The sequence below is a fragment of the Treponema sp. genome, from assembly GCF_017430385.1.
In the GTDB taxonomy this organism is placed as follows: Bacteria; Spirochaetota; Spirochaetia; order Treponematales; family Treponemataceae; genus Treponema_D.
Genome location: NZ_JAFRNB010000039.1, coordinates 69,279 through 80,879, shown reverse-complemented (window position 1 = coordinate 80,879; position 11,601 = coordinate 69,279). Strand labels below are relative to the sequence as shown.

10 protein-coding genes are annotated in these 11,601 nt (G+C 46.2%); 5 read left to right on the top strand and 5 right to left on the bottom strand.

Annotated features, from left to right (window positions below):
- Nucleotides 1–208: 208 nt before the first annotated feature.
- Nucleotides 209–832: an HAD family hydrolase gene (locus IJJ71_RS03020; protein WP_296845240.1), complete on the top strand. Its 624-nt coding sequence runs from the start codon at nucleotides 209–211 to the stop codon at nucleotides 830–832.
- 6 nt (nucleotides 833–838) lie between these two features.
- On the opposite strand, the gene IJJ71_RS03015 is transcribed toward IJJ71_RS03020, so the two are convergent.
- The 5 genes from IJJ71_RS03015 to IJJ71_RS02995 form a co-directional block, all read right to left on the bottom strand.
- Nucleotides 839–3,382, bottom strand: coding sequence for a penicillin-binding protein 1A (locus IJJ71_RS03015; protein WP_296845237.1), 2,544 nt, complete (start codon nucleotides 3,380–3,382; stop codon nucleotides 839–841).
- A gap of 302 nt (nucleotides 3,383–3,684) precedes the next feature.
- Nucleotides 3,685–4,683, bottom strand: a complete 999-nt coding sequence (locus IJJ71_RS03010; RefSeq protein ID WP_296845235.1) for a hypothetical protein — start codon at nucleotides 4,681–4,683, stop codon at nucleotides 3,685–3,687.
- Between the two features lie 101 nt (nucleotides 4,684–4,784).
- Nucleotides 4,785–5,828 (bottom strand): M23 family metallopeptidase, encoded by a 1,044-nt coding sequence (locus IJJ71_RS03005; RefSeq protein WP_296845234.1) that lies wholly within the window; start codon nucleotides 5,826–5,828, stop codon nucleotides 4,785–4,787.
- Nucleotides 5,829–5,833: 5 nt separating this feature from the next.
- Nucleotides 5,834–6,190, bottom strand: coding sequence for a hypothetical protein (locus tag IJJ71_RS03000; protein ID WP_296845233.1), 357 nt, complete (start codon nucleotides 6,188–6,190; stop codon nucleotides 5,834–5,836).
- 81 nt (nucleotides 6,191–6,271) lie between these two features.
- Complete coding sequence (locus tag IJJ71_RS02995; RefSeq protein WP_296331907.1) at nucleotides 6,272–6,445, bottom strand: 4Fe-4S binding protein; 174 nt, start codon at nucleotides 6,443–6,445, stop codon at nucleotides 6,272–6,274.
- Nucleotides 6,446–6,652: 207 nt separating this feature from the next.
- Here IJJ71_RS02995 and deoC point away from each other — a divergent pair, with 207 nt between their 5' ends.
- The 4 genes from deoC (at nucleotide 6,653) to recJ (ending at nucleotide 11,486) form a co-directional block, all read left to right on the top strand.
- Entirely contained in the window at nucleotides 6,653–7,369 is a 717-nt protein-coding gene (gene deoC / locus IJJ71_RS02990; RefSeq protein ID WP_296845232.1) for a deoxyribose-phosphate aldolase, read from the top strand.
- 63 nt (nucleotides 7,370–7,432) lie between these two features.
- Nucleotides 7,433–8,206: a DNA repair protein RecO gene (gene recO / locus IJJ71_RS02985; protein WP_296845231.1), complete on the top strand. Its 774-nt coding sequence runs from the start codon at nucleotides 7,433–7,435 to the stop codon at nucleotides 8,204–8,206.
- A gap of 99 nt (nucleotides 8,207–8,305) precedes the next feature.
- Nucleotides 8,306–9,094, top strand: coding sequence for a uridine phosphorylase (gene udp / locus IJJ71_RS02980; RefSeq protein WP_296845229.1), 789 nt, complete (start codon nucleotides 8,306–8,308; stop codon nucleotides 9,092–9,094).
- 241 nt (nucleotides 9,095–9,335) lie between these two features.
- On the top strand, nucleotides 9,336–11,486 hold the full coding sequence (gene recJ / locus IJJ71_RS02975; protein WP_296845228.1) for a single-stranded-DNA-specific exonuclease RecJ: 2,151 nt from the start codon (nucleotides 9,336–9,338) through the stop codon (nucleotides 11,484–11,486).
- The last annotated feature ends 115 nt before the right edge of the window (nucleotides 11,487–11,601 follow it).

The following is an 11,601-nucleotide window of genomic DNA, read 5'->3' as shown; positions in this document are numbered from 1 at the left end:
GTTCCGAACACGGAAGTCAAGCACCCCCGCGCCGATGATACTCCGTTAGGGGGGAAAGTAGGGAGCCGCCGGCTTTTTTCTTTCTGGATGGTTTTCCGCCCGCTAGCAGGGGCGGATTTTTTTTGCCCCGGGGCGGGGAGCGGGGTGGCAGCGGAACCGCGCATAGCCCGTTGCAGGTTGAGTCGCGCATTATTATTTTTTGGAAAAAATGAAAGTTTTGTTTTTTGATATAGGTTACACTCTTGTTGATGAGTCTGATGTTTGGGAAAGACGATGCAAAGAGCAGGCAGAATTTGAAGAATCAAAAAAACTCTGTCTTACGGCAAAGGATATCTACAATGAGATTCAAAAAGCCTCAATACTGCAAGCTCCTCAATTTCTTACTGTGATTGATAAGTATAAATTTGAGAATGTTGCGCCATATCGCTCAGAGCTGGAGAAGCTGTACGATGAGGCTCCAGCGGTCATCAGTGCTCTTTCAAAAAAATATGAGTTGGGGATTATTGCTAATCAATCTTCTGGGCTAAAGAAACGCTTGGAAGAATTTGGAATTTTGAAATATTTCAAGTATATTATATCGTCTGGCGATGTGCAGATAGCGAAGCCTGATATCCGGATATTCAAATATGCGCTAAATGTAGCAAAATGTGAACCTGATGAGGCTTGTATGATTGGTGACAGGCTTGACAATGATATTTATCCTGCAAAATATCTTGGGATGAAAACTGTGTGGATAAAACAGGGGTTTGGTGCCCTTCAAGAACCCCTGTCAGAATTTGAGAAATCAGATTACATTGTAAAAAACTTGTCGGAACTTCTGACTATTTTATAATTACTGTTAGTCCATAAGGAAGTTGTAATCAGGTGCGTTTCCGAACTCGTCTTCCTGGAGGAAGTCGTAAGATGAACTCATTGCAGAATCCAGCGTTGTTTTTCCTTCCAGATCGAATGTGAGCGGATTGTTGTCCTTTATAATCAAATCGCTTGCGAATCCTGCCCTGTATAATTCTTGCTCAAGCCTGTAAAGCCCGATGAGCCTGCCTGAAGAATTTCCTGAATGAACGGTACACAATTCAGTCGGCTGAGTTCCGTCAAGGAATGTAAGCGTGATTTTATGATCCTCACAATCTGCTGTCGGTAAAGCACCGCTCACTGAGCAGACTGTTACATCGGCAGTGCCGCTTGAAGGACGGACGAAATCTTTATAAGGTAAGCCTTCATGAGCTTTCTGCATGAAGCTTGCCATTGCATATCCTGCTAATGTAGAACCTGTAAGCTGCAGACCGAGAGACTGACCAGGCTTATCGAAGCCAAACCAGAAGATAGAAGTGTAATATGGTGTAAAACATGCTGTCCATGCATCTGCCCAGTTCTGTGTCGTTCCTGTCTTGCCTGCTGCCGGAATCGTGTATTTTCGGCCGTTTGCGTCACGGTAAGTGAATTTTGAGCCGTTTCCTGTTGGGCTTGCGAGCGTTCCGGATTTGACAGTGTTTTCGAGGAGTCTTGTCATTGTGTATGCGGTCTGCGGTGAAATAATCTGCGCCGCACTTCCTTTTGCCTGCTGTTTTTGCCTTACATCCTTTTCTGGATTGAGGAATACATTGCCATTCTTGTCCTCGACATTTCGGATTGCGATTGGAACAACTTCCTTTCCGCCGTTCGCGAAACAAGCATAAGCATGTGCAAGTTCGATTGGACGGACTGAGCATACGCCGAGACCGATAGGATAGCCCGGAACAAAGCCACGGTTAGGAACTTCTTCTTTTGGAATACCAAGAAGGTCGATTGCCCTGTTTATGGCAGTGTCGAATCCGATTCCGTCCAAGATTTTGAGTGAAGGAACATTCATAGAATGTGCAAGCGCGTACCATAGCTCGACATCTCCCTTCCATTCGCCACGGAAGTTCTGCGGAATGTAAGGCTTTCCGTCTGCGGTGTGGAATACAATCGGCGTATCCGAGATGATAGTGCTTGGTGTGAATTGTCTTGAGTCAATTGCTGCGCTGTAATAAAGCGGTTTGAATGAAGAACCTGGCTGTAATCTTGCTTGAACAGCACGGATAAACTGGTTTTCGCCGTCGAATTTGCTTCCGCCGACCAGAGATGTGATGTAACCGGTTGAGTTTTCGACGGCAATCATCGTGCCTTCAATGACATTTTTTCCGACATTTGATTTTGCGATAGCGTTTGCTTTGTTTGCGATTCCGACTTTCAGGGAATCAACGCCACAGACCAATGAAAGCACATCGACGATAGGATTGATTGTCTTTGTGTAAGTGGCTAGGGCAAGTGTCTCGTTGCGCTGCTGAGAGACTTTAAGCTCGCCGAGGTTGAATGTGAGTGTCAGAAGCTCTGTAAGCGGTGTGTAGATTCTGAAAGCTGAATTCTGCCTTTCGCTGTTTCCACGCTGGTATGTCCTGTTCGCATAAGCTATGTAACGCTCCATTGTATTCTGTGCCGCAATCTGATTCTTGAGGTTGAGCGTTGTGTTTACCGTGAAGCCAGATGAATAAATGTCGTCCGAGCCGTAAACCATGTTTGAAAGCTCGCGGCGGACATATTCAGAGAACCACGGAGCATTGTCATCTCTTGTTGGTATGGCCGAGTTTCCTGTGCGCGTGTAGTCAAAATTTGCCCAATATTCCTCAAAAGATGAATCAGACTGTTCCTGCGTGATTAAGCCGTTTTCGACCATTGCCGCGAGAACATATTTCTGCCTGTCCATGGCACGGTTAGGATATTCGAAAGGATTGTAGTGAGCCGGGTTTGAGAGCTGGACTACAAGAATCGCAGCCTCTGCCGGAGTGATTTCCGTTGCGCTATGCCCGAAGTAATACTTGCTTGCGGCATTGACACCGTAAGTGCCGCCACCGAAATAGATTTTGTTAAGGTAAAGTTCCAGAATCTCATTCTTTGAGAATCTGCGTTCCATCTGGATTGCCCACCAAAGCTCTTTGAACTTTCGCATATAAGACATGTCGCGACGGTCGGCATAAAGAGTTCCTGCAATCTGCTGGGTGAGGGTAGAGCCGCCGCCCATGGAATGCCCGATAAGCTGGCCGATTACGGCTCGGAAAAGTGCCTTGACCGAGAATCCGTGATGCTTGTAGAAGATACGGTCTTCTCGTGAGACAAGGGCATCGATCATGTGCTGTGGAAGCCGGTTGATGCTGATAATCTCACGCTTCTCTTCGCTGGCAAGCTCTGTTATAAGCTCGCCGTTGATGTCCAGAATCCGGGTTGGAAGTGCTGTGTCAAATTCCGTGAAATTCTCATTGTCAATTATGTGTTTTGTGTTTGAAAGGGCAAGTCCAAGCGATAATCCAAAAACGCCTGCAAAGAAAAAAAGCCCTGAAATCATTACGACTGTAAATTTGCTCATTTTTTGCATTTACATAGAATACAATTTATAGAAGATAATGTAAAGATTTAGAGTGTTTTTGATTGTTTTAAAGAAAAAAAAGAAAAGGGGCTGCCAACCGACAGCCCCAATTGCCCATCAGGCAAGTCGGACACCAATGGGTGGGAGGGGATAATTGCGTGCCCGACTCTTATATTATCGCTAGAATTTGCTGAAATCTTTAGTGCATTTGGAGAAGAATTTGAAATCTTTTGGATTGAAAATTTGGAAAAGAAAAGGCGTGGAAAAGAGAAACCTTTTTAAGGTTGCGCTTGTCCACTTTGTTACTCGTCTTCGCTTATTGTGGCATCGACATTGAGGTTGACAGAGTATGTGCGGCCGTTCATTGCTGAGATTGTTTTTACGATTTCGTAGTCGCCGAGGATGAATTTTACGGCATGTTCGCCTTGTGTGACGGAAACAGGTTCTGCCGTGTTTGTAACTGGCAAGCCGTCAAGGAAGACTTTTGTGTCTTTTGGGCAGATTAACTTTACGAGCGGCTCTATTCCGCGCATGTTGACCGAGAGCGAAGTGGTTTTTGCCTGCTCGATTCGGAATGTCCGCAGCTCGTTTCGGTAAGAATCGCTTACGATGGAAAGATGATGCTCGCCGGTCGGAAGAAGCTTGTGGCTGTAAGCTTGAACCGGCTCATCATCGATGAAGACAGAGTATTTTTTTTCTTCGGTGGACTGAGGAGTTACGGAGAGGTTGAGCGCGCCCTTGTTTTTGAGGACTGGCTTGGCGGTGATTTCGAGAATGGAGTTTTCGAGTGACTCAGGAACGCCCTTCATTACCATCATGAAACGCAGGAAAATGCCGGAATCCGGTGACTGAACTGGAAGCTTGACAGAATAAGGATTATCCTTGATTGCGAAATCTTTTGAAATTGGAATATAAATGTTGAGCGAGAAGTTGCCTGGAATCGTTGATACATGGCCCCGTTCTCCGTAGTAACTCTGCTTTTTTTCACTCGGCTTTGGATCAAGCTTATCGTAGAGCATGTAGGCCACGGAATCGCGCCAGGTAACGATGTCCTCCGGGACTTTAAGATTAAGCTCCACCCCGCTGATGTAAGTGAGGTCTTTTGGAAGCGTAATCCACAGTGCATCGTTTATTCCGCTTTCGACGGAGATTTTTTCGTTGATTTCGTTGAATGAGATTGGTATGAGTTTTCGTACGCGGAAATTCTCGCTGGACGCGGCGAATGATGCGAAAAGCACAGCCACAGCGAGTGAGAATCTCTTTGTATTTTCAAGAATTGAATGAATCTCGAATCTCTTCATAAAAGGAAATACTATGTTTAATTGTAAACCATATTCCTTTTTCTTTCCATTAAAATAAGTGCTTTTTTTGAAATTTTCTTAAAAAATTGAGGTAGTTTGAGCTAAAACATCTTGGCGGGGTCTTTGGGCGTGCCGTTCTCGCGGACTTCAAAATGCAGGTGCGGGCCGGTTGAGGCTCCTGTCGTTCCGACCAGGCCGATGGTTGCGCCGGTTGATACGGACTGGCCTTTTTTTACGAGTATTTTTGAGAGGTGGGCGCAAAGACTCGTCGTATTTTTGTCGTGAAGAAGGACTATGTAGTTTCCGTAGATTTCGCTGTAGGCGGCTGTCTTGACCGTTCCGTGCTTGCAGGCGAAAACTTCCGTTCCGACCGGGGCAGCGAGGTCTATTCCTGCATGGAATTTCCATTTGCCGGAGATTGGGCTTGTACGGTAGCCGAACTGCGATGTGACTACTTTTTTGCTCAGAGGAAGCTGCATCCCGGTGTCGTGAAAGAAAGCGATTTGCGTGGGCGAGAAGCTCAGTGCCGGGAGAAAATAAAATTCCGTTCCGTTGATTTCATAGATTTTCGTGTCATCCGTGATTAGGGAAGCGAATTCTTTCTGAAGCAGGATTTCAAGGGCTGAGTCCGCTTTTTTGGGAATGTACATGCCCTGCTGAACAGGAAGAATAATCTCCATGCCGTGACGGATTGCATTGGGGCTTGAGAGCCTGTTGATTGTCGCCAGAGTTCCTTGCCCGGTCTGGAAGCGGGCGTAGAGTCCGTTGAAAGTGTCCAGGTATTTGTCAGGGTCTTTTTTGACGGAAAATTTATAAAAAAGATTTTTCGGCTTCTCCATGTTTTTTGTGCGGTTTTCAGGCATATTTTTGATTTTGTTCTGAAGCTGAAGGTCTTTTTGATATTGAACCCAGATTTCGTTTTCCTGACGAATTACTTCGTTCTTTAATTTGATTTCGTCCAGCTCTTCGGGTGATTTTGCGTTCCGTTCGCGCCGTGGAGACTGGTTTTTCGGAGTTTTGATTTCTGGAAAATCTGCTGAAGAAAGGATGATTTTTTGATTCGAAGGTTCGGCTTGGGCCTGGGGAAAAACAGTGACTGCCGATGAAGCGAATAAAATTGTGATGAAGAAAAAAAACAGTCTCATTATTCTCATAAAGTTTCCGATGAAAGCTCGATATTTTTTGACCTGAGTTTTTTTGCTGCGAGAATGTAGAGGGCTGTTGCGACGAAAATTGCCAGAAATGCGAAAATCCTCATGCCGTGTATGACAAGGACGAAAAAGGATGAAAGCCCTGACGCGACAATCAGAAATTTCGTGCTGAAAACGAGTGCCGAGCGTAATCCGTGCTTTTTGATTTGCCTTGCGAGAAGAAATGCAAAAAGCGCAATCAGAAGGACTGAGACTGTGACCGTGTAGCCTGTATGGAAAGTTGTGGCGAAAAAATACAGCGGATATACGAGAAGCGAGCTTAAAAGAGCGCACGCAAAAAGCAGAATTATGAACATAAGGCTATTCTAGAACAAAATTGCGAAAAAAAAAAGACTGCCGTTCAAAAAGAAGGCAGTCCTTGCAAAATATAAGAAAACTTATGCCTCGCTGATTGCGCTAGCAGGGCACTCAGAAGCACATGTTCCGCAGCTTACGCATTTTGATGCGTCGATTTCGCGGTGTCCGTCGTTCTCTGAGATTGCTCCGACTGGGCAGTCAGGTTCACAAGTTCCACAGTTTACGCATACGCTTGGGTCAATTTTCATTGCCATAATTAGTTACCTCTTAATTAAGATTTGTAGAAATATTGTAACATCGAAAAAATCAGAAAACAAGTGGGAATAGAACGAATTGCTTATGGCTAACAAAGTAATTAGTCATGGGTAACAACAAGCGTTGAGCAAAATTTATAAAAAACTCTTTTCTGCTTTTCTGCTTTTTCTCGACATCATTGCGATTAGGTGCTAGAATCATACTTTATGGAAAAGAATTCAGAAAACATCAAAAAAATCGCGTCTATGATTGACCACACAAACCTCAATCCTTGCGCGACAAAAAAAGACATCGAGAAATTGTGCGACGAGGCTAAAAAATTCGGTTTTGCCTCTGTCTGCGTAAACCCGTTTTATGTTCCTTTGGCAGCTGAGCTTTTGAAAGACAGTGCCGTTAAGGTCTGTACAGTCGTTGGCTTCCCTCTTGGTGCCGTATCAATTGATGACAAGGCGAGCGAGGCAGGTCTTGTCGTTGACGAGGGCGCACGCGAAGTCGATATGGTCGTAAACCTTTCGATGGTAAAAGACGGCCAGTGGGACGATGTATTTGAGGATATTTATGCCGTTCGTTGTGCAATCAATGATGTCGTAGTTCCGGGCGACCCGAAAATCGTTCTCAAAGTAATTTTGGAGACATGCTATCTTTCTGACGAAGAAATCGTAAAATGCTGTGAGGCCGCAGAAAAAGCCGGAGCTGATTTTGTCAAAACTTCGACAGGCTTTGCAATCCTCAAAGGCAAGGACGGAAAATTGCTCCCGAACGGTGCGACAACTCACGCTGTTGAGCTTATGCGAAAAACTGTCGGCGACAGGCTCGGAGTCAAGGCAAGTGGCGGCGTTCACAACTGGGAAGAGGCCGTTGCGATGGTCGAGGCAGGGGCAAGCCGAATCGGTGCGAGTGCAGGCGTTCAGATTATAAGTTGAAAACTGAAAGTGGAAAACTGAAAACGGAAAACAAACTTTCCACTTTCCACTTTCCACTTTCTTATGCGTAATATTTCTATGCCTGCGCTGATTCTTTCGGTGCAGATTTCGGGGGAGAATAATCGGCGGGTTACGATTTTTTCTCCTTCCGAAGGAATCCATTTTGCTACTCTTTACGGCGGGCCAAAGTCTAAATTGCGCTCGCTGGTTTCGCCCATGAATTCGGGCGTGATTTATCTTTACCGGGACGAAGTTAAGAATCAGACTAAAATTACTGATTTTGATGTAAAAAACTGTCATCTTTCGTTCCGTGAGAATCTTTTTAAGACTTATTCGGCTTCTCTTGCAACGGAAATCCTGATTAAGACAAAATGCGCGGGCTTTCCCGAAGAAGCATGGAAAATCGTGAACGGATTTCTGGACGGAATCGAACTTTCCAGCGAGGATGAGAGCCGGCTGGGGCTTGTCCGCTTCTTGTGGCGGTATCTTGGACTTCTCGGCGTGCGGCCAGATTCTGCAGTCTGCTGTAACTGCGGCAATTCCCTTCATGCGCAGAAATTTACGAGCGATTCTTTATCGCAGAAATACAGTTTTTCTCCCTTCGACAATGGCTTTTCCTGCCCGGATTGCGCGAGCTTAGAAAAAGGAAACCTTCAGCTTTCAAAGCCCGCAATCACATATCTTGAGGCGATTTCAAGTCTTTCACCAAAAGAAGTTCGGAATATCACAGTTTCAGGAAAAACTCTTTTGGAAATGAAAAACCTGGTGTATAATTTGATAGAGCAGAATTGCGGCTCAAAACTAAATTCTTTGGAATCTGGAATAGGAATTTTATAAATTCCTCACGGAGCTAAGGAGCACACAGAGAGATTTTAACTGCAATAAATCTCTGTGCTCTCTGTGTCCTCTGTGAGAAATTTAAATATGGAGGAATTTATGGTTGATTACACTGAAGGCTCTGGAAAGCAGTATCACACTGGCGTTGGGCCTAGCGATATCGGAAAATATGTCATTATGCCGGGCGACCCGAAAAGGTGTGCAAAAATTGCCGAGCATTTTGATAACGCAAAGCTTGTTGCTGATGTCCGCGAATATGTCACTTACACAGGAACTCTTGAAGGCGTGCCTGTTTCAGTCACTTCTACAGGAATCGGAGGCCCTTCTGCTTCGATTGCGATTGATGAGCTTAGTAAATGCGGTGCGCACACATTTATCCGCGTGGGAACTTGCGGCGGTATGCAGGAAGAAGTCATGGGCGGTGACATCGTGATTGCGACTGGAGCCGTTCGCATGGAAGGAACAAGCCGTGAATTTGCACCTATTGAATATCCTGCCGTGGCTAACATCGAGTGCGTGAACGCGCTCATGAACGCGGCTTCAAAACTCGGAGTTCCAAATCACACTGGTGTCGTTCAGTGCAAGGATTCATTCTTTGGCCAGCACGAGCCTGAGATTATGCCTGTGAGCTACGAGCTGGAGAACAAGTGGCAGGCATGGCTCCGAATGGGCTGTCTTGCAAGCGAAATGGAAAGCGCGGCTTTGTTCATCGCGGGTGCTTTCTTGCGAGTGCGCGTAGGCTCTTGCTTCCTCGTTGTTGCAAATCAGGAGCGCGCAAAGAAAGGCTTGCCGAACAAGCAGGCTCACGACACTGAGGCCGCAATTTCTGTGGCTGTCGAAGCGTTGCGCGAATTGATTAAAAAGGATAAGGCTGCTGGAAAAATCTAAGCTTACTGCTTTGCTTGCATGGGCTAGGGAATGTCAGGAATCACAAAATCCCTCCATGGATTTTGTGATTCCAACGAGAATTTTCTTTTAGAAAATTCTCTCTTTGCTTTTTCCCTACATCCTGTAGGGCATTAATGACAACCACGAAACACCCGACCTGCCGCAAGGCAGGTAGCCCCCAAAAATTCTAAACTTACTATTTTTTTTTTCTGATTTGTGATATTCTCTAGTCGGAAAAATCATGAAAAACTGGATTAAAAAGAGAATCACGCGTGAGGATGTCAGCGCGTTGTATGATAAATTTGGCGTGAATGCGCTCACGGCTTCAATTTTGGCACGCCGTGGAATTACCGAAGGTGCGGATGTTCAGTTCTTTTTGGAAGATGACCTTCGTTTTATGCACAATCCTTTCCTTTTTGCGAATATGGAAGATGCCGTTGACAGAATTTTGCAGGCCAAGGATGAGGGCGAGAATGTCCTGATTTTTGGCGACCGCGATGTTGACGGAATCACTTCCACTGCCGTTCTTTATGACTGCCTCACTTCCATGGGAATCAATGTTAGCTGGCGGCTTCCGGGCGGGACTGACCCTTACGGCCTCAACAAAAATGCCGTCGATGATTTTGAGAAAAATTTCGGCTCTCTCGTAATTACCGTTGACTGCGGAATTTCCAATGTCGAAGAAATCGCTTATGCCACCGAAAAGGGCATGGATGTAATCGTAATTGACCATCACACGCCTCCAGAGGTTTTGCCGTCGCCTGCGATTATCGTAAATCCAAAATGCGAGGACAGCGGATACCCTTTCAAAGATATTTCCGGCTGTGCCGTCGTTTACAAGGTTGTTTCGGCTCTGCGTTTTGCGGCGAGCGGGCTTTACAAGAACGAGGTCGCTCTTTTGGCGGCAACTGCTTCTCCAAATGGCGATGAGTGCACGATTGAAGTCCTCAAGCTCCAGAATCTTGTCGAAAAAGGAAGCCTTAGTATCACGGTGCGGGCGGGCACTTCAATTTCTGACACAAAACTCGTGGATTTTCTGCGCGGCCAGCAGATTTTTGTCTGGGATGAAAAGTCCACATCTTCTTTGCTCTCTCAGATTTTTGGGAGCGGGGCAGAATTCAACTTCATGGACTTACGGGGCGAGGTTGCGAAAGTTTTCCCTGCTATGGGTGGTGCGAGCCTTTCTCAGCTCAAGTCAAAGTCAAAACTTGCGCGCTACAATCCGGACCAGAATACCGAAATCAAAGGTTTCTACAATATATTCGTCACTTTCGTGAATGCTCAGATTTCAAAGCAGTTTCCGTCTTATGCAAAGGCGAACGAGCGTGACTTGCAGCTTGTGGCACTTGCTGCCCTTGCGGACATCATGCCTCTCAAAAACGAAAACCGCATTTTTATCCGCCACGGAATTGCTTCCATGAACAAAGGAAATGCCCGCGAAGGCTTGCGCGAGCTTCTTTCAATGCAAGGGCTTTTGGGAAAGCGCATTAACGCCACTGATTTGTCATGGAACATAAATCCTGCCTTGAATGCCACGGGCAGGCTCGGGCATCCTGAGATTGGCCTTGAATTGTTTTTGGAAAAGGATGCGGGCAAACGTACTGAAATCGCGCAGAAAATCATCGAAATGAACAACGAGCGCAAGGCACTTGGGAACGAAGGCTGGAATTTTGCGGCACTGCAGGCAAAGCAGAGCATCCAAAAATACGGCGGAAAGCTTTGCGTGATAATCGATGACTCGGGCGAGCAGAAAATCAACCGCGGAGTCTCTGGTACAATCGCTGGCAAGCTCGTCAATATTTACGACATTCCTTCCATGGCAATCACAATTGTTGATGAGAACGCAATCGGCTCAATGCGAAGCTGCCGTGGCTTTGAGGTTCTTTCTTTGCTCGACAAGATGGCGGATTTGTTCGTAAGTTACGGCGGTCATGCTTATGCGGCGGGATTCACTTTCAAAAAAGAGCGTCTCCCGGAATTTCTTGCGGCTCTGGACAGGTTCGCGCCGGAAATCGAGCTTTCAAATTCGGAAGCCGAGCAAATCAATATCGATGCTGAGATTCCGAGCGATTATCTTAAGCCCGACCTTCTTGCAATTGTTGACGATTTTGAGCCTTACGGAGAGGAAAACCGCGAGCTTACATTTATGAGCAAAAATCTCAGGATTTGTGACGCGGCCGTTATCGGAAAGACCGAGAGGCAGCATCTTAAGCTCACTTTCGATTTGGGAAAGACCAAGTGGCCTGCGATGTTCTGGGGAGGCGCGGAAAGCCTTCACCGCGACTTTGACAAGGGCGACAGCGTGGATGTCCTTTATCAGGTGGGGCGCAACTGCTTCAACGGCGTGGAAACTCCCCAGCTCATAATCACGGATATTCGGAAAAGCCTGTAAGTGGAAAGTGGAAAACGATGGGCGTTTCGGCTTACGCCGTCGGGCTTTTCGCACTTCCGCGCTAACCGCGCTCCATACCGCAAGCGGTACTGCTTCGCAGGTGCTACAATCCCTA